This window comes from Pseudoalteromonas sp. MT33b, from assembly GCF_014117385.1.
GTDB lineage: Bacteria > Pseudomonadota > Gammaproteobacteria > Enterobacterales > Alteromonadaceae > Pseudoalteromonas > Pseudoalteromonas lipolytica.
Window position 1 is genome coordinate 385,110 of the sequence record NZ_CP059831.1, and the last position, 17,858, is coordinate 402,967.

A 17,858-nucleotide genomic window follows, 5' to 3' on the forward strand; every position below is an offset into this window, starting at 1 on the left:
CGTTATGCTCAATGCACATGTTTAAATATTTAAATCAAGCGGTATTGTCGAGTGTGTGCTTGTCGTCTCTTTATTGAAGGGCGCAAGTGCATGCTGTTTGCCAATAAACAGCGATAAGCCGTGTTTATCTAACAGGGTACGGTAGTTAAAAATCGATGGGCCTTTGGCTATGACTTGGATATTTTGAATATGGGTAATAGCCAGTACACCTTGAAGCTGTAAATGATAGTTTTCTTGTTGTAGCACACGCTTACTGAAAGTTGAGCTTAATAATAAGTAATCGAACTTAAATTCGGTCAGTAAGTTCAATTCACAGCGATCTTTTGCAAACTCATTCAAACCTATCGAGAACCCTTGTGCCACAAGACTTTTTAGGTTTTCTATTTGTACAGCCGATGCATAACGAATTTCTTGTTCATTAAATAATAAACATATCTTTTTAGCATCATGCGCTTTGAGAAGGTGACATAGCGCTTTAAAGTTGATGCGTTCAAGCACTAATCCTGAGCATGGAAATAACACCTTTTGTAACTTTGTTTGGGCGGCTAATGAAAAAGCTTGTTTGAGTAAACTCAGCTCAACTTCGAAATGCTGAATACGATCAGTGGCAAACTTCTTGAGTACTTCAAAGCTGGTACTGCCAAGTACAGGGTGTTCTCCAAACGCCTCTAATAGCGACTCAGCATGTGCTGACTCGTCAAGCGTAATGATTTCTGAGCTTCTAAAATGCATTGGTAAATCATCAAGGTGATGCATATTCTCAGCTTCATGCTGTGAGGTCGTCGCATTGAGTAAAGGATGAAAACACTCAAAGCGGTTGCGCCCTGCGTTTTTAGCATAATACATGGCTGCATCAGCATCACGAATAATCTCATCGGTGTGCTTGTAACTCGTTTTTGAGTAGGTAATCCCTATACTTGCACCGCTTTGAATACATTGACCTTTCATGCAGAAAGGTTTCTTCATGATTTCAATAATGCGTTTTGCAACATCTTCTGCTTGCTGCGGCTCTGTTAAATGGGTGAGCAAAACAACAAACTCATCGCCGCCTAATCGTGCAAGTAAATCATGTTCTCGAATACAGTGAGAAAATGATTCTGCGACACTAATTAAAAACTGATCCCCAGCTTGGTGACCTAATTGATCGTTAATATCTTTAAATTTATCTAAGTCGATAAACAGCACTGCAAATTGTTGCTCTGGATAGCGTTGATAATGCTGCAGCGTTTTTTCAAGCTGTGTTAAGAACAAGCTTCGATTCGGTAAGCTGGTGAGCGAGTCATGATGTGCATCGTGATATAACTGTTGTTCAATTTTTTTACGCTCTTCCATTTGCATTTGTAAGTGCATATTGGCTTGGCGCAATTCTTTGGTCTTTTCAGCAACGCGATGTTCAAGCTTTTGGTGGCTTTGCTTAAGTTCTTGGTTAGCTAAATGGGCTTGGATTACATTGGCGATTTGGTGTGAAACGAAGGTGATGAGCTCACAATCATCTTGGCTAAATTCATGTTTATTGTTATATGCTTGGCAAACAATTAAGCCAATTACCCCTTGTGATGTCTTTAGTGGCGCTCCTAACCAGCTGGTGGCAGATTCTTCGGGCGGAATATCTCTAGGCCTTTCTATGACCCCCTGTTTTATGAGGCTTTTCGCGCGCTTTGCATCAATCACTTGGCATTTTTCGGTACTCAGTACCAACTCACTGTAACCTTTAGCAAATGGCCGAGGTTCGGCATTATCGCTGTATTCATCAACGCAGTAAGGAAAGCTTAGCCAGTGAGATTGTTGGTCATACAGCGCAATATATAAGTTATCTGCGTACGTAATGGTTTTTATTATTTTGTGTACATGCTGATATACGTCTTCTAGATTTTCACTCAGTGTTGCAAGCTCAGAGATCTTAAACAGTATTTGCTGTCGTTCTAATGCTTTTTTTCGGTGTAATATTTCTTCATTGAGTGCCTGGTTACTTTGCGTTAGTGCGCGGGTGCGAATTTTGACTTCGGACTCAAGAAGTTCGCGCTTTTTAACGCGTTCTATAGCAGTTGCAAGGTAAAGTGACATCACTTCTAACAGTTCAATTTGCTGCTCAGAATAGCTTTGCGCTTTATCGTAGCTCTGCGCCACCATCACGCCAATGATGGTTTTATCACGATAGACCGGTACGCCAACCCAGTGCTCTGCGGGGGTCCCTAAAGCTTTAAATTGACCCTTTTCAACAGCTTGTTGGGTTTGTTCTTTAGTAAAGTAGCTGGTTTTACCATGTTTGAATACATGACCAGTTAACCCCTCTTTGAAGTGTTGATCGTATTTTAAGGGCACAGAAAGGCCATCTTTTTCGTCTGCAAAATACGACAGTTCTAAAAGATCGTTCACAGGGTTGTGCAGCACAACGTAAAAGCTTTTACTTGGGATAAAGCTTTGCAATATATCGTGAATAGCGGGGTAAAGAAGGGTTAATTCGGCAACAGTGCTTGCTTGCTCTGATAACTGTAATAGAGCATGTTGCAAGTGATGAGATTGCTTATATTTTTGTATAAGCGATTTTAAGCGAGCATTTCTACGGACTAGCTTATCAATGTGTGTTGCTGAATCTTCCAATGATTTAGAACCAGTTTTTATTATTGTTTAAATATTGTTCTTTATAGTTCCACTTTTTTCGTAGATCGTCAAGTAGCAGATAGGCTAATTAAGGGGTTATACAGACAAGGTTGCTAGTACTAAATTATTATTTTTGTGCGTATTTCAGGCATAAAAAAAAGGGCCTAATAAATTAAGCCCTTCGTATTATGTTTATAACTGTTATTTGCTTGTCATAAAGTCGATAGCAGCACTGATTTCTTCATCAGAACAGTCCATACACGTACCTTTAGGAGGCATTGCATTGAAACCATTTAAGGCGTGATTAAGTAAAGTGTCTTTGCCTTTAGCGATACGAGGAGCCCAATCATCAGCTGATTTAGGTGCGCCTAATGCGCCAGTACCGTGACAAGCGAAACATGATGCTTGATACACCTGCTCGCCAGAACGAGGACCAGTAGGTTCAGCAGCCGCAGCAGCTTTATCACCTTCTAGATATACAGAACCAATTGGCGCTAGACGCTTCTTAATTGCGTCTTCAGTCAAAGAGTTGTCATACGCTTGTGCGTATGCCGTTGTTGCTAGCAGTAATAATGCAGCTGATAGTTTTTTCATTTTGCCTTGCTCACTTCGATTTGAACGTGATCAATCACGATATCTGACGGAAATTAGAACGATTATAACGCTAAGCCACAATTTATAAAATGATCTGAAAGGCTTTTTCTTGATAAAAAAAGCCATTTTTTGCTCCAGCGCAATAAAAATCAGCTTTATGTGCTGAATCGCTACAGTGTTATTATGCCAGTTCTAATACTTTACTGACTAATTTTTCAATCCCAGCATCAGCCTCTAAAATGCTTTGCGCAAGCATATATGCAGGGGTTGTAACCACTTTATGTTGTTCATCTACAACAATGTCGTCAACGGCACAGTATTGGTGATCGCCGCCTAGTTGTTGAATAGCCGCTGCGGTATCTTGGTCGTTACCAATGGTTGTTTTTACGCCTTGGCCATAAATAAGTGGCAGCATGGCAGGTGCAATACACATATATCCCGCTGCTTTATTTGCTTTAACAAACGCAGTACACGCATGGAGTACATCATCTTGTACTTGAGCATCTGCGCCTTTTACAGCAAAGTCAGATAAGTTTTTTGCCGCACCAAAGCCGCCGGGTATGATGAGTGCGTCAAATTCATTCACGTTTAGTTCTGTGATAGCTTTTATTTCGCCACGCGCAATACGTGCTGCTTCCACTAAAACATTACGATTTGGCGTCATCTCTTCACCGGTTAAGTGGTTAATGGTATGCAGTTGCTCAATGTCAGGAGCAAAACATTGATAGCGTGCACCTGCTTTGGCTATGTGTAGCAAAGTTAATACTGCTTCATTGATTTCTGCGCCATCGTAAACACCGCAACCCGCTAAAATTACAGCCACTTTTTTCATTAGATATTCCTCCTTAATGCAACTTTGGTTAGTGTATCAATTATGCGTGTCAGTCGACAAAATAAAAAAGTTTTCTGGGTCGACTGCTCGAGACGCTTGGTAAATTGCTGTTTATGCCTTTTTATAAAATACAAACGTACAAAAAAGTATAAAGGATCGCTATGATCTTTGATCCATTGTGCTAGAATACTCCTCCGGTTATGAAAAGGGATATTTATTCATCGTTAAGCAAGCAATGGACATGAGTAGCTAAAACCGTTTTCCACATCGGATAAAAATAATAAAAAAAGAACCTCGTATTATCTTTTTTAAATCAAAACATGTGCTTACAGAAAATTCCTAAATGTTTTTACATTTTGGGAGAATTGCTCGTGGGTTTTATCTACAAAGTTATCCACAGCTTGCTATTTATGAATGTGTTACTGCTCAATAATTCACAGTCGTTTTCTTCATAGCCTTATGGCATGCTTACAATCAATTTATTGTTATTCATTTAGGATCCAATTTCACCATGGCTCAGATCCCTGAAAATCCACTTATTCTTGTTGATGGTTCTTCCTATTTATTCCGCGCATATCATTCACCTCCTCACCTAACAAACTCGAAAGGAGAGGCTACAGGGGCTATTTATGGCGTCGTTAATATGCTTAAGAGTCTAATCAGACAATATGATCCGTCGCATATGGTGGTGGTGTTTGATGCCAAAGGTAAAACCTTTAGAAATGATATGTACAGTGAATATAAAGCGAATCGTCCACCTATGCCGGATGACTTACGCACACAAATAGCACCACTTCATAATATTATTAAGGCGATGGGTTTTCCGCTTATTAGTATTGAAGGGGTCGAGGCTGACGATGTTATTGGTACATTTGCACGCATTGCTTCTGAGCAACAACGCCATGTGTTGATCTCTACAGGTGATAAAGATATGGCGCAGCTTGTGAATGAGCACGTCACACTTATTAACACCATGACCGATAGTATTTCAGACCCTGACACGGTGGTTGAAAAGTTTGGTGTAGGCCCTGAATTGATCATCGACTACTTAGCGCTGATGGGCGACAAGGTTGATAACATTCCTGGCGTTGATGGTTGCGGCCCTAAAACTGCGGTGAAATGGTTACAAAAGTATGGCTCGTTACAAGGCGTAATCGATCATGCCGGTGAGATCAAAGGCAAAATAGGCGAAAAGCTGGCAGCTGCGCTTGATCATTTACCACTGAGTTACGAACTGGCAACGATAAAATGTGATGTAGAGGTTGAATCTGACCTAGAAAGCTTCAAGTTACAAGAGCCTAATCGAGATGAGTTAATTGCTTTATACGGTGAGTGCGAGTTCCGTCGCTGGTTAGCTGAATTACTCGATAACCCGAAAGACGCAGATACACATTTAGATGTACCAACCGAAGAAAATGAATTGCCACAAGTGAGTGATGCTCATTACGAAACCATTCTTACTGAGCAACAACTTGATACGCTAGTTAAGCAGTTAAATGAGGCTGAGTTATTTGCCTTTGATACCGAAACAACCAGCCTTGATTACATGCAGGCACAATTAGTTGGTATGAGCTTTGCGGTTAAGGCCGGCGAAGCGGCGTATATTCCGGTTGCTCACGATTATCCCGATGCGCCAGAACAATTAACACTCGACACGGTAATGGCAAAAATTGGCCCAATTTTAGCCGACGAGCGCAAAGCGAAAGTGGGGCAAAACCTAAAATACGATAAAAGTGTACTGGCTAATGCTGGGTTTGAATTAAACGGTATAAAATACGACACGATGTTGGAGTCGTATGTATTTAATAGTGTGGGCAGTCGTCATGATATGGACTCGTTAGCACTTAAATACCTAGGGCATAAAAATATCAGTTTTGAAGAGATTGCTGGAAAAGGCAAAAAGCAGCTGACTTTTAATCAAATTGAACTTGAAAAAGCAGCGCCATATGCTGCTGAAGATGCTGATATTACATTACGCTTACACGAGGTGTTGTGGCCGAAGATTGAAGCTGATAGCCAACTTAAATCAGTATTTGAAGAGATTGAGTTACCGCTTGTCTCTGTACTTTCAGATATTGAGCGTACTGGTGTCGCGATTGACAGTACCATGTTAGCTGCCCATAGCCAGCGATTGGGTGAACGTTTACTCGAGCTTGAACAAGAAGCATATGACATGGCGGGTGAAAAGTTTAACTTAGGCTCACCTAAACAACTACAAGCAATTTTATTTGAGAAGCTTGAACTGCCAGTAATTAAAAAAACGCCAAAAGGTGCGCCATCTACAGCAGAAGAAGTATTGCAAGAGCTGGCGCATGATTATCCTTTACCTAAAGTAATCATTGAGCATCGTGGTTTATCAAAGTTGAAATCAACTTACACAGATAAGCTGCCATTAATGGTGAATGAGCGTACCAAACGCGTACATACCTCGTATCATCAAGCGGTAACGGCAACAGGGCGTTTAAGTTCAACAGATCCTAATTTACAAAATATTCCGATCCGCTCGGAAGAAGGGCGTCGTATCCGTGAAGCATTTATTGCGGCTGCGGGCCATAAAATTGTGGCTGCCGATTACAGCCAAATTGAATTACGTATTATGGCGCATTTATCGCAAGATAAAGGCTTACTGACCGCCTTTGCCAATGGCTTAGACGTACACAGTGCAACAGCGGCAGAGGTCTTTGGTGTTAGTCTGGAGGACGTCACCAGCGATATGCGTCGTAAAGCGAAAGCTGTCAATTTTGGCTTAATTTACGGTATGTCGGCATTTGGTTTATCTCGTCAATTAGATGTGCCTCGCCACGAAGCACAGCACTATATTGATAAGTACTTTGAGCGTTTCCCAGGTGTACTTGAATACATGGAAACGACGCGTCAAAAAGCGGCGGATAAAGGGTATGTAGAAACCATTTTTGGTCGACGCTTACATTTACCAGAGATCAATGCGCGTAATGGCGCACGACGTAAAGCGGCAGAACGTGCTGCTATTAACGCGCCAATGCAAGGCACTGCCGCCGATATTATTAAAAAAGCAATGCTTAAAGTGCATCAGTGGGTAAATGCCCAAGCCGAAGGCGCAGTGAAGCTACTTATGCAAGTACACGATGAATTAGTGTTTGAAATTAAAGAAGAGTGTGTTGATGAGTTCAAAGCTGAAATCTGTAAGCTGATGTCAGAAGCTGCGACCCTTGATGTCCCCCTTATTGTTGAAGCAGACAGTGGGGATAACTGGCAGCAAGCTCACTAGTTTTGCTGATTTTATGCCGAATATCTTGCTTAATGCTGGGTATTCGGCAATGAGGATAACCTGCACATTAATACCGCCCATGTTTTAACCCGCCAAAACGTAAAACGAGCACTTTGAATCTTCACCACACAGTTATTTTGATCATACAGAGTGAGCGTGTGATCCATTAAAAATGACCTCTTATGCCAGTTGAACGATCACTTTTTTTGTAAACTTAAGGTTAACAAGAAAAGACAGTTTTAGAGTTTCGTTATATGTTTATCAATTAATGGTCTTTTGCTGCATATTTAATTTATTTTTAGGTGGGTATTTGCTAAAGTCCGCGCCGTCCTCATCCTGTAGGACATCCTGTTGATGATGCATCTGAAAAGATGCAACGTATTGATAGCTTCTCCCCAGTTTGCTATACCGGCTCACTCTTTATTGAGTGAGCCGTTTTTTCTTGTTCTTATCATACAATTCATTGCACAAATTAGCGCAGGTGATACCATCAAAGTGATTCTTAATTACTTTCGAAGGAATGCGTTATGTTTAAATCTTTGGCTATTACAGCCTTATCATTATCAAGTTTATTTGTTGCCCCATTGGCGAGTGCTAATTGGCAAGTTAATAATGAACAAAGCAATGTAAGCTTTGTTTCAATAAAGAAAAACGCAATCGCTGAAGCTCATCATTTTAAAAACGTATCAGGAACCTTAAACGAGCAAGGTCAATTTAAGTTAATGATCGACCTGACGTCTGTTGAAACGCTGATCCCCATCCGTAACGAGCGCATGACTAAGCTCCTGTTTGAAACAGCCCAGTTTCCTAATGCCGTATTAACAGCTGATTTAAGCCAAGCTTTATCAAAGCTCGTGCCTGGGCAGCATGTATTAAAAGGTCTTAAAGCTGAACTTGATTTTCATGGTAATAAAAAAGAACTAACACTTGATGTACTTGCTAATATGTCGCCAACGGGTGATGTAACTGTGTCATCGTTTACGCCCGTGATTATTAATGCTGCTGATTTTAAAGTGACTGAAGGTATTGCTGAATTACAAAAACTGGCTGGTTTACCGTCAATTGCTACTGCCGTTCCGGTTACATTTTCACTGACTCTTGATAAAGAAAAGTAATGCAGTCACTTGCTGAGCTAGAAACCGCACTTGCACAGCCAGACAAACCATTTGATAAGTGGCAACCGACCCATTGTGGTCAGTTGCCAATTAGCATTGATGTGCATGGCGTGTGGTTCTACGCGGGCAGTGAAATAAAACGAGAAGCGATGGTTAAGCTGTTTGCCTCTGTTCTTTGCAAAGAAGCAGACAGCTATTATCTAAAAACGCCTGTCGAGAAAATGGCTATCACCGTGGCCGATGTGCCTTTTATTATCGTAGATTGGCGCTTTGAAGAAACAGAGCAAGGCAACGCGTTGTGTTGTATTGATAATTTACAGCGCACTTGGTTAGTCACTGCGTGTCAGCCACTGCAACTGCGTGAATTTGAAAACGTGACGGTACCATACCTTAAATTGCCGCATGGACTGGCTGCCAGAGTATCGAGGAATGTGTATTATCAGTGGGCTGAAATAGCCAGCTCTGATGAGGATGGCTATTTCATTGAGTCATTATCCAAGCACTACTACTTGGCTTAATAACTTAAGCGTCTGGTTGTTGATCTGATTCTGATTCAGACTCTGCTTCTTGCATTTCAATAGGCCCTAAGAACCATTCGTCTAGCTTTTTAGCAACTTCAGGTAAGCCTGTCCCTTTCAATGATGAAAAGGCATGAACTGTAATATCGCCCTCTAAGCTGCTTAGTTCACGACGAACTTGTAAAACTTGTGCTTTGCGTGCACCTTGCTTTAGTTTGTCGGCTTTAGTGAGTAACGCAAGAACCGGAATTTCACTCCCGACCGCCCAGTCGATTAAGTCGCGGTCTAAATCTTTAAGTGGGTGACGAATATCCATTAACACAACAATGCCTTTAAGGCTTTGGCGTTTTTGTAAATATTCACCTAATGATTTTTGCCATTTCTTTTTCATTTCAATGGGGACTTTCGCAAAACCGTACCCCGGTAAATCGATTAGGCGCTTGTCGGCATCGAGCTCAAAGGTGTTTATAAGTTGCGTACGACCAGGTGTTTTTGAGGTACGTGCTAACTTTTGGTCTGTTAAGGTGTTAAGAGCACTTGATTTACCGGCGTTTGAACGACCGGCGAACGCGACTTCAATCCCCGTATCAGCAGGTAAACGAGAGATATCAGGTGCGCTGGTAACAAAGGACGCAGTATTGTATTTGATACGAGATTTGAGCACAGGCTCTCCTAATCTTTTATAAATAATAACAGTCAGTGGTCGAAAACCACTCAAGGCACGTATTTTATACTATTAAAGCAGCATTCAAAAGCGTATTTAAGCGTGCTAACTTGGCTTTGAACAAGGAAAATTGCTAGGTAGAAACTTAATCTAAGTCAAATCCCTATAAATTATAAGCTTAATGTGGGCAGAAAACGTGCCAGAGAATTTATTATCGTGTAGAATATAGAAATCACAACATCCATATTGTAGATGATACAGGGTCGGAAACAGAGAATTCACCATGAAAAAAATAGCACTATCTTTAACTATATTGCTTGGTGCGTTGTCAGCAAGCAACGCAACAGCATTTGATGGCGATGTAAACGCAGGTAAAGAAAAATCGGCAACGTGTGCGGCCTGTCACGGCCCAGACGGTAATGCGCCGGTTAATATCTACCCTAAGATTGCAGGTCAACACGCAGATTATATCTATAAACAACTACAAGAGTTTAAACTAGGTATGACATCGGGTGGCAAAGAGGGCCGTATGGACCCTGTAATGAGTGGTATGGCTATGCCGCTTAGCGATCAAGATATGAAAGACCTAGCAGCTTACTTCTCTTCATTAAACATGTCTGAGGGTGTAACACCTAAAGATGTTGTTGAAGTTGGTCAACAGCTTTATAAAGCCGGTGATGCAGAGCGTGGAATCCCAGCTTGTGCAGCGTGTCACGGTCCGCGTGGTAACGGCACATCGCTTGCTAAATTCCCTAAAGTTTCGTTTCAGCATCCTGAATACATTAAGTCGCAACTTGAAAAGTTTCGTGATGGTACGCGCAATAACGACTTAAATGGCATGATGCAAGACATTGCTAAAAAGCTAACAGACAAAGACATCGAAGTACTTTCAAAATACTTAGGTGGCTTACACTAAAGTCTGATTGCTAGCTTAAATTACTAGCATTATAATTTATTCAGTTTACAAAAAAGCAGCGCAAGCTGCTTTTTTTACATTTGCAGCATGCCGTAATTTCCTACTTTCTTGTGAGACATTGACTATATCCAACTGTAAGCTAAGTCTTATTTTTATTTCTTCATTTTATGTAAGTCTTTGTTATTATTTAAGATGGTATTGTTACAAACTCTTCGTTGTAAGAAAAATTATATAAATTAGTTGTAACAAAATTATTAATGGGTAAATTAACCACTGTCGCTGAGACAGCAAAACAACATGGACAATGTAATAAGGAAAGTGACTGCGGCAAATCTTTAGGGGAAGACACTGATTAGTGTCCTAAAGGAAATAACAAAAAAGTGTCAGGATTGACCGAGAATAATAAAAGCTCATGGAAGTTTAATAATAAAAACAAAATGGAATGCTACATGGAAGGTAAAAATAACAACAAAATGGAAAAACAATAATAATAAAAATAATAAAGACTAAAAAGTCGAAGGGAGAAGTGTCCAGTTAATTGGCGCTCAGATTAGTAGGCGGTAGAGATGTTTTCTCTACCGCCTTTTTATTTGTCCTGTTACAATAGCCACCGTTTGTACTATAAGTATGAAAAGTGCGCAGTTCGTCAAGTTGACCAACCTCATCCGCACACCGAATTCTTCTGGTTATGCCAGCATTACAATGCCATTAAGGTGTTGTGCACAACCTCTTAAGTGAGATGATCAATATATGAGTAGAAAGAAAAAGTCGCGTAAAATTCCATCAAATGGTCCAGTACGTCTAAGTAAGGAAAAGCTTAGAGAGATGCGCGCACTAAAAGAGCAGCGAGTTAAGAAAACCAAAGGGGCTAAGCCTGGTTCACGTAATGCGCCAGATGCTCAAAAGGGTGATAAAGCTGCTACAAACAATCAATCGCAAGATAAGCGTGTTGGTAGTAAAAAACCGGTTTCATTAGTGGCGGTCAAGGCTGATCCTAAAGTCGAAATGAAACGTAATTTACAACCAATGGTTGAATTGAAAAAAGTGTCAGAGCCAGAGCTAACACCAGAGCAAGAGCTTGAAGCGTTAGAAAATGATGAGCGTTTATTAAAGTTGGTTGAACGCCATGAGCGTGGCGAGTTATTGACTGGCAAAGATGCGAAGTACTTCAATAGCCGTATCGCTCGTCACCAAGCATTGTGTGAGCTGCTAGGAATCGAAGACGAAGATGATGACTACGAAGACGACTTTGAAGATGACTTTGATGTTGAAGGCGGCTCTGATTTCGATAAGTACCTATCTGATGACTTAGCAAATGAATGGTACGATGACGAAGATGAGGATGATAGATGAGCACAACCTTGATTATTGCCATTGTTATTGGGGCGGCAATTATCGCAGGACTGGCTTTTTATGCAGGGCAATTACTATACAAGGTAAATGCTCAAAATAAGCTTATCGCAAAAAAACAAGCTGAGCATGAGCAAAAGCTTGCCGCGTCAAAAGCGACTCGAAATGCTAAGTTAGCGGACAGCATTCATTTAATTGCGCGTGCAATGAATGAAGAGCAGTGTGAATTTTCAGAAGGTTGCTTACGTATTTGGGTTCTTATTTCTCAATACAGTTTCGCAGAAGAGTTTGATTTACGCGAACGCTACCCTGGCATTTATAAAATGTACAATGTCGTAAAAGACATGCCAACGCATGATGCACGTAAGAAGTACTCAAAAAAAGAGGTCTTCAAGATGGATTCCACGCGTTGGCGTGCTGAAGAGCAACACAGCGATGAAATTAAAGCGGACTGTGTTAAGTTAATAGACGAGTTTAAAGCCGCGCCAGGCAGTGAAAACGTCGTATTTAACTAGCTTTCATCATAAAAAAGCAGAGCCCTGAAGCTCTGCTTTTTTGTATGAGCATGATTGATATATCAAATAACCCGCGAAAAACGTGTTTGTTTGATTTGTTGTTGTAAGTGCGCATCAAAGCACATACAAATAATACGAATAAACAAATTGCCTCTCGCTGTAACCATAATTTTATTGTCGCTTACTTTTACTAAGCCATCAGCAAGTAGGGGGGCAAGAGCATGTAATGCATCACTAAAATACTCGTTAAAGTCGATATTAAATTGCTGTTCAACAGCCGGCATATCAAGTTCAAACTGACAAATTAACTGCTTAATAACCGCGGCACGTAAAATGTCATCATCGGTGAGCATAATGCCTTTACACAACGCACTACCAGCGTTTTCTTGAACTGCTTTGTAATAATGCTTCAGTTCTTTTTCATTCTGTAAAATAGCATTACCAATCTGCGAAATAGACGATACGCCTAAACCAAGTAAATCACATTGACCATGCGTGGTATAGCCTTGAAAATTGCGATGTAATTTGCCCTCATTTTGCGCAATAGCGAGTTCATTATCCTTACGAGCAAAGTGGTCCATACCAATAAATTGATAGCCAGCCGCTAACATTTGTTCTAGCGTATTTTTAAACATCGTGAGCTTATCGCCCGCAGAAGGTAAATCCGCATCCTTAATTTTCCGCTGAGCCGCAAATCGTTCTGGTAAGTGTGCATAATTAAATACCGATACGCGGTCAGGATTCAATGCTATAAGTTGAACAATCGTTTCTTTAAAGCTCTCAGGCGTTTGTAGCGGTAAGCCATAAATCATGTCGGCGTTTATTGATTTAAAGCCAAGCTCACGTGCTTCACTAATTAAACCTTTTACAGAGTCCACACTCTGCGGGCGATTAACCGCAAGCTGCACTTCGTCGTTAAAATCTTGGATACCAAACGATACGCGATTAAAACCAAGTTGGCGCAAGTGCGGAAGCATGCCATCCGCCAGCGAACGTGGATCAATTTCGATACCGCGCTCAGCGTCATCGGCAAAATTAAAATGGTGTTCAACTAAAGCCATTAAACGGCTCATTTGCTGCGCAGATAAAAAGGTAGGGGTTCCGCCGCCTAAATGAAGTTGTTCAACATGGTAATCAGCAAATAAGGTGGCTTGTTCAGCAATTTCAATTGCCAAGTTATCTAAATAGATATCCGCTTTTGATTGGTGACGTGTAATAACCTTATTACAGCCACAGTAATAACAAAGCTGGCTGCAAAAAGGGATATGGATATACAGCGACAAAGAGCGGCTTTTAGATGCCGTAATCGCGTCAATCATACTTTGTTGGTTGTAACCATCAACAAGAGACAATGCCGTCGGGTAAGAGGTATATCGTGGTCCAGAAATATTGTACTTGTTGATCAGAGATTGATCCCAGCTAGGTAAATTTATCACAGTCAGCACTCCGCAATTGATTAAGAGGCCATTTTAGCGAGTTTAGGCATTTTGCTATTTGATCTAGAACAATGTCGGAGGCTACAAACTAAGTGGCATGCTTTAAGGTAACTGAAAAACCGAAAAGTTTACTATTTGAGCAGTTAGTTTACTGATTGTTAAAATAAAGAGTTTTGCTAGTGACAAGGTTAAAAAAAGTTTTTATACTGCAACCCGCTTTAGAGACTTAACATCCTAAACGCATCACAAAAAATTAGCTTCGGCTAATACAATGGCCCCTTAGCTCAGTTGGTTAGAGCACACGACTCATAATCGTTAGGTCCCCAGTTCAAGTCTGGGAGGGGCCACCATTTTCTTTTTCAAGTTATTTAAAATCAATGCGTGATAGCTATTCTATACGAAGCTGTTCCACTCTTATTTTGATACATCAAATTTTTCTTCAATTAAAAAATAATAATTTACATACTCTCTTGGGAAAGTGTCGTCATTGTTTTTATAATATAAACTAATAGATACAATGACTTATTGAGCTAACACCTACTCGCAATAATACCTAGTTAATTTTAAGGACTAACCCCGACCTTGAGGGTGTTTGAAGTTTCTCATTTACGAGTGTATGGATTCGGAACGTGGGTGATAAAGGAAAAATGACCTAACTCAACTAAATAAAATACAGCCTTGTTATTGATGTATCTTCCTTGTCTCAAAATAGATTATTTAATTAAGCGTGTGGATACAAAAAGCCGATGTGTAACATCGGCTTTTTGAACATGTATGATTAAGTCACTTTACTTATTTGTAACCATTAGGGTTGTTGCTTTGCCAACGCCACGTATCTTGCATCATTTCATCGATGCCACGCTCGGCTCGCCAACCTAATTCGTTAAGCGCTTTCTCTGGGGCTGCGTAACACGCTGCAATGTCACCTGCTCGACGAGGTGAGATTTGATAGGGCACAGCCTGACCACTGGCTTTTTCAAAGGCTGTGACCATTTGCAGCACTGAATAACCATTCCCTGTGCCAAGGTTAAATACATGAGCACCAGTATCGTTTTTAATGCGGTTGAGTGCTTTTAAATGGCCAAGTGCTAAATCGACAACGTGGATGTAATCGCGCACACCTGTGCCATCAACAGTGTCGTAGTCATCACCAAAAACACCCAGCTTTTCTAACTTACCAACGGCTACTTGTGAAATATAAGGCAGTAAGTTATTTGGAATACCATTCGGGTCTTCGCCAATTAAGCCTGATTCGTGAGCCCCTACAGGGTTAAAGTAACGTAAAATAACAAATGCAAAGCGCTCGTCTGATTTGGCGATATCTTGCAGCATCATCTCTACCATTAATTTAGAGGTGCCATAAGGGTTCGTTGTGCCACCAACGGGGAAGTCTTCGCGAATAGGCAAGCTGGCTGGGTCACCATACACTGTAGCAGAGGAGCTAAATACTAACTTGAAAACACCTGCATCGCGCATTGCATCAACGAGTGTTAACGTGCCTTGTACGTTGTTTTGGTAGTACTCAATAGGTTTAATAACCGATTCACCAACCGCTTTTAAGCCTGCAAAGTGAATGACGCTATCGATCGTATGTTCACGGAAAATGTTATCTAGGCAATCTCTATCAAGAATATCGCCTTCATAAAAAGTAACGTCTTTACCTGTGATTTGCTTTACGCGAGTCAACGACTCATTTGATGAATTGCTTAAGTTATCAAGCACAACAACCTCTGTGCCTTGCTGTAATAACTCTAAAACGGTGTGAGAACCGATGTATCCGGCTCCGCCGGTGACTAAAATGGTCATAAATTTTCCATGAACTAATACCAGGTTGAATTAGTCTTATTTCATCATATTCCGTGTAAAATTTCATAAATAAATTGTTATTTTTGGAAATTAAGCAAAAGCGGGGTAGCTTGTTTTTGGTTACATTTTGTACCATATTAGTAACACGAAAGTGAGGGAGTATTAAGCTATAGTTAATTCTCTACTGCTAGTTTTTTAACTATTGGCTCAACCTGTAACGTGGAGAGAAAGATGAATACAGTAAAAAAAATTGCCTTGGCTATGGTTGTTGTTCTACCTGCTTTTGCTCATGCAGGTGAAGCAAAAGTAAAGTGGCATGATTTTAATGACTACAGAGATGTGCGCCCAGGAAATAACTCACCGAAAGGGGCGTTTCATAAAAATGTAGCGAAAAACTTTGAGAAACATTTTAATAAATTAGCTGAGCAGCTTCCTGAAGGATACACTTTTAATGTTGAGGTAACTGACCTTGATTTAGCGGGAGATGTCCAGTTTGGTGGTATCAATGAACTTCGAATCATTAAACCTATTTATTTTCCGCGTATTGATTTTAATTACTCAGTTACAGATAAAGACGGCAAGGTGGTTAGCGAAGCGAGTGATGTAAAACTCAAAGATATGGGCTTTATGGATCGCATTAAAATGGGTCGCGATGAAGCGTATTATCATGATAAGCGATTAATCACTGATTGGTTTGAAAATGAGTTAGTACCTACACTAAATTTATCAGAGTAAACATGAGTATATAAAAAAGCGCTTTTTTGAAGCGCTTTTTTTAAATCAAGACATTTAATTGTAATACGAGTTTTGTGTTAGCCCAGCTCTAGCTATCTGCTTAGGTTTTATTATACCTGCAAATTTTAACTGATACAGAAAAGTGAATAACGATGGAAAGCGTTTAGTCTTGATTTTGTTTGTTTTTTAAACCATATTTATCGTTGTATTAATTGAAATACTAGTTTAATGGAAGTGCTGTTTCATAACTGCACAGTTGTGTTCATTGATGAAAATAAAATACAAAAGGAAAACAGGATGTATAAGATAAATAAAATATTTTTAGCCATGGGTTTGTTTCTACCTATGTTCGCTTATTCAGGTGAGGCGCAAGTAAAATGGCATAGCTTCGATAAGTATAGTGACGTTCGCCCAGGAAATAAGTTACCTAAAGAACAGTATTATCAAGATGTTGCTGCGCATTTTGAGAAACACTTTAATAAATTAGCGGAAGAACTTCCTAAAGACTATATTCTTAATGTTGAAGTAACAGAGCTAGACTTGGCTGGTAATGTTCATTTAGGTACAGTGAATGAGTTTCGTGTACTTAAATCAATTTATTTTCCACGCATAGATTTTAATTATTTCGTTTCTGACAAAGCTGGCAACATTATTAGTGAAGCTAACGATGTAAAATTAAAAGATATGCGGTTTATGGATCGTATCAAAATGGGTCGTGATGAAGCTTATTATTATGATAAGCGCTTAATTACAGACTGGTTTGAAGATGATTTACAGCCTAATTTGAATCTAAGTGAATAAGTCTAAAGTGTGGTTAAATACGCTATAACTGTGTTTATGAATGCTTGCTTTTTGCACCAGATTTAAAAATGTTTAGGATGATAGACAGCCCTAAAAAGTTATAACTCTTTAGGGCTAAATAGCTAAAACTAATCGATTACAATTATTTGCTTACTTAAACGTCGCTAACAGCTGTAATAACTGTTGAAGTTTAATAACGGTTTTTTTCAGCTTTTCTTCATCTAAGCCATCATTACTTAGGCTCTCAACATCGGCTGCAACGTCGAGTACATATGGCTTAAAGCGTTTTGCTTCAAAATCAAAGCCGGCATCTTTTGCAAATAAGGCTTTGAACTTGCCATGCCCTTGCTGCTGTAAGTCATCTAATTTTTTATCAGCATCAAGTGCCTGACGGTAAACGATTTTTAAGTTAGCATTGAGCTGTTCAATGATTGAATCCATTTTTTTCCTAAAGCTTTAGACTGCAATGCCGATATAGTACGTGGATTGTAATAAAAAGTCAGGTAGTGAACTATGAATATATCAGGATCAAGCTTACCGGCGATGAGTGGCGGCGGCGAAAGCGCTGAAGTTTACAGCGCATCACTTGCTAAAAAACAGCAAAAAGCTGATGGTGCTGCGGCACTTGCACTTATCGAAGGCGCAGCGATGAACACAAGCGCTGCACAGACACCCGCTAAATCGGTGACTGCGACACTCGGTAATAACGTAAACGTTTACGTTTAAGC

16 protein-coding genes and 1 tRNA gene are annotated in these 17,858 nt (G+C 40.2%); 10 read left to right on the forward strand and 7 right to left on the reverse strand.

All coding sequences use genetic code 11. The features are described 5' to 3' along the window. Positions 1 to 21: 21 nt before the first annotated feature. The 3 genes from H3302_RS01810 to elbB form a co-directional block, all read right to left on the reverse strand. Entirely contained in the window at positions 22 to 2,601 is a 2,580-nt protein-coding gene (locus tag H3302_RS01810) for a diguanylate cyclase domain-containing protein (RefSeq protein ID WP_182396087.1), read from the reverse strand. A gap of 201 nt (positions 2,602 to 2,802) precedes the next feature. After that, positions 2,803 to 3,195 (reverse strand): cytochrome c5 family protein, encoded by a 393-nt coding sequence (locus H3302_RS01815; protein WP_065978244.1) that lies wholly within the window; start codon positions 3,193 to 3,195, stop codon positions 2,803 to 2,805. A gap of 181 nt (positions 3,196 to 3,376) precedes the next feature. After that, the gene (gene elbB, locus H3302_RS01820; RefSeq protein ID WP_036971490.1) at positions 3,377 to 4,027 is read right to left on the reverse strand and encodes an isoprenoid biosynthesis glyoxalase ElbB; all 651 of its coding nucleotides are present in this window, start codon (positions 4,025 to 4,027) and stop codon (positions 3,377 to 3,379) included. 511 nt (positions 4,028 to 4,538) lie between these two features. On the opposite strand from elbB, the gene polA reads away from it, so the two are divergent. The 3 genes from polA to H3302_RS01835 all read left to right on the forward strand — a co-directional run bounded on the left by polA (position 4,539) and on the right by H3302_RS01835 (position 8,907). Further along, the gene (gene polA, locus H3302_RS01825) at positions 4,539 to 7,274 is read left to right on the forward strand and encodes a DNA polymerase I (RefSeq protein ID WP_075594320.1); all 2,736 of its coding nucleotides are present in this window, start codon (positions 4,539 to 4,541) and stop codon (positions 7,272 to 7,274) included. 527 nt (positions 7,275 to 7,801) lie between these two features. Next, entirely contained in the window at positions 7,802 to 8,389 is a 588-nt protein-coding gene (locus tag H3302_RS01830) for a YceI family protein (RefSeq protein ID WP_075594321.1), read from the forward strand. Then, the gene (locus H3302_RS01835) at positions 8,389 to 8,907 is read left to right on the forward strand and encodes a DUF1285 domain-containing protein (protein WP_036971479.1); all 519 of its coding nucleotides are present in this window, start codon (positions 8,389 to 8,391) and stop codon (positions 8,905 to 8,907) included. The genes H3302_RS01830 and H3302_RS01835 overlap by 1 nt, the downstream gene beginning before the upstream one ends. A 4-nt stretch (positions 8,908 to 8,911) precedes the next feature. Here H3302_RS01835 and yihA read toward each other — a convergent pair whose 3' ends face one another. Continuing rightward, on the reverse strand, positions 8,912 to 9,571 hold the full coding sequence (gene yihA, locus H3302_RS01840) for a ribosome biogenesis GTP-binding protein YihA/YsxC (protein WP_065978240.1): 660 nt from the start codon (positions 9,569 to 9,571) through the stop codon (positions 8,912 to 8,914). Positions 9,572 to 9,854: 283 nt separating this feature from the next. Between yihA and H3302_RS01845 the strand changes: the two genes are divergently transcribed. The 3 genes from H3302_RS01845 to H3302_RS01855 all read left to right on the forward strand — a co-directional run bounded on the left by H3302_RS01845 (position 9,855) and on the right by H3302_RS01855 (position 12,352). Further along, the gene (locus tag H3302_RS01845; RefSeq protein ID WP_036971475.1) at positions 9,855 to 10,487 is read left to right on the forward strand and encodes a cytochrome c; all 633 of its coding nucleotides are present in this window, start codon (positions 9,855 to 9,857) and stop codon (positions 10,485 to 10,487) included. A gap of 750 nt (positions 10,488 to 11,237) precedes the next feature. After that, positions 11,238 to 11,840, forward strand: a complete 603-nt coding sequence (gene yihI / locus H3302_RS01850; protein ID WP_036971473.1) for a Der GTPase-activating protein YihI — start codon at positions 11,238 to 11,240, stop codon at positions 11,838 to 11,840. Beyond that, positions 11,837 to 12,352: a DUF2489 domain-containing protein gene (locus H3302_RS01855; RefSeq protein ID WP_036971469.1), complete on the forward strand. Its 516-nt coding sequence runs from the start codon at positions 11,837 to 11,839 to the stop codon at positions 12,350 to 12,352. The genes yihI and H3302_RS01855 overlap by 4 nt, the downstream gene beginning before the upstream one ends. Before the next feature lie 62 nt (positions 12,353 to 12,414). Here the strand turns inward: H3302_RS01855 and hemN are convergent, their stop codons facing one another. Continuing rightward, a complete protein-coding gene (gene hemN / locus H3302_RS01860; RefSeq protein WP_182396088.1) occupies positions 12,415 to 13,788 on the reverse strand; it encodes an oxygen-independent coproporphyrinogen III oxidase in 1,374 nt (457 codons plus the stop codon). A gap of 273 nt (positions 13,789 to 14,061) precedes the next feature. Between hemN and H3302_RS01865 the strand changes: the two genes are divergently transcribed. Beyond that, a tRNA-Ile gene (locus H3302_RS01865) sits at positions 14,062 to 14,138 on the forward strand. A gap of 442 nt (positions 14,139 to 14,580) precedes the next feature. Here H3302_RS01865 and galE read toward each other — a convergent pair. Next, a complete protein-coding gene (gene galE / locus H3302_RS01870) occupies positions 14,581 to 15,594 on the reverse strand; it encodes a UDP-glucose 4-epimerase GalE (RefSeq protein ID WP_036971461.1) in 1,014 nt (337 codons plus the stop codon). A gap of 231 nt (positions 15,595 to 15,825) precedes the next feature. Between galE and H3302_RS01875 the strand changes: the two genes are divergently transcribed. Both H3302_RS01875 and H3302_RS01880 read left to right on the forward strand, forming a co-directional pair. Beyond that, positions 15,826 to 16,329 carry a DUF3016 domain-containing protein gene (locus H3302_RS01875; protein WP_036971460.1) on the forward strand — a complete coding sequence of 168 codons (504 nt, stop codon included), beginning with the start codon at positions 15,826 to 15,828 and terminating at the stop codon, positions 16,327 to 16,329. A 297-nt stretch (positions 16,330 to 16,626) separates the two neighbouring features. Next, on the forward strand, positions 16,627 to 17,130 hold the full coding sequence (locus tag H3302_RS01880) for a DUF3016 domain-containing protein (protein ID WP_036971457.1): 504 nt from the start codon (positions 16,627 to 16,629) through the stop codon (positions 17,128 to 17,130). A gap of 150 nt (positions 17,131 to 17,280) precedes the next feature. Here H3302_RS01880 and H3302_RS01885 read toward each other — a convergent pair whose 3' ends face one another. After that, positions 17,281 to 17,571 carry a prephenate dehydrogenase gene (locus H3302_RS01885; RefSeq protein ID WP_065978238.1) on the reverse strand — a complete coding sequence of 97 codons (291 nt, stop codon included), beginning with the start codon at positions 17,569 to 17,571 and terminating at the stop codon, positions 17,281 to 17,283. A 72-nt stretch (positions 17,572 to 17,643) separates the two neighbouring features. On the opposite strand from H3302_RS01885, the gene H3302_RS01890 reads away from it, so the two are divergent. Continuing rightward, positions 17,644 to 17,856: a hypothetical protein gene (locus H3302_RS01890; RefSeq protein ID WP_054554124.1), complete on the forward strand. Its 213-nt coding sequence runs from the start codon at positions 17,644 to 17,646 to the stop codon at positions 17,854 to 17,856. Positions 17,857 to 17,858: the final 2 nt, after the last annotated feature.

Coding starts and splice junctions, on each gene's coding strand:
- polA (WP_075594320.1), top strand. CDS start 4,539: ATGGCTCAGATCCCTGAAAATCCACTTATTCTTGTTGATGGTTCTTCC.
- galE (WP_036971461.1), bottom strand. CDS start 15,594: ATGACCATTTTAGTCACCGGCGGAGCCGGATACATCGGTTCTCACACC.
- yihI (WP_036971473.1), top strand. CDS start 11,238: ATGAGTAGAAAGAAAAAGTCGCGTAAAATTCCATCAAATGGTCCAGTA.
- H3302_RS01875 (WP_036971460.1), top strand. CDS start 15,826: ATGAATACAGTAAAAAAAATTGCCTTGGCTATGGTTGTTGTTCTACCT.
- H3302_RS01890 (WP_054554124.1), top strand. CDS start 17,644: ATGAATATATCAGGATCAAGCTTACCGGCGATGAGTGGCGGCGGCGAA.
- elbB (WP_036971490.1), bottom strand. CDS start 4,027: ATGAAAAAAGTGGCTGTAATTTTAGCGGGTTGCGGTGTTTACGATGGC.
- H3302_RS01845 (WP_036971475.1), top strand. CDS start 9,855: ATGAAAAAAATAGCACTATCTTTAACTATATTGCTTGGTGCGTTGTCA.
- H3302_RS01885 (WP_065978238.1), bottom strand. CDS start 17,571: ATGGATTCAATCATTGAACAGCTCAATGCTAACTTAAAAATCGTTTAC.
- H3302_RS01830 (WP_075594321.1), top strand. CDS start 7,802: ATGTTTAAATCTTTGGCTATTACAGCCTTATCATTATCAAGTTTATTT.
- H3302_RS01835 (WP_036971479.1), top strand. CDS start 8,389: ATGCAGTCACTTGCTGAGCTAGAAACCGCACTTGCACAGCCAGACAAA.
- H3302_RS01855 (WP_036971469.1), top strand. CDS start 11,837: ATGAGCACAACCTTGATTATTGCCATTGTTATTGGGGCGGCAATTATC.
- H3302_RS01815 (WP_065978244.1), bottom strand. CDS start 3,195: ATGAAAAAACTATCAGCTGCATTATTACTGCTAGCAACAACGGCATAC.
- H3302_RS01880 (WP_036971457.1), top strand. CDS start 16,627: ATGTATAAGATAAATAAAATATTTTTAGCCATGGGTTTGTTTCTACCT.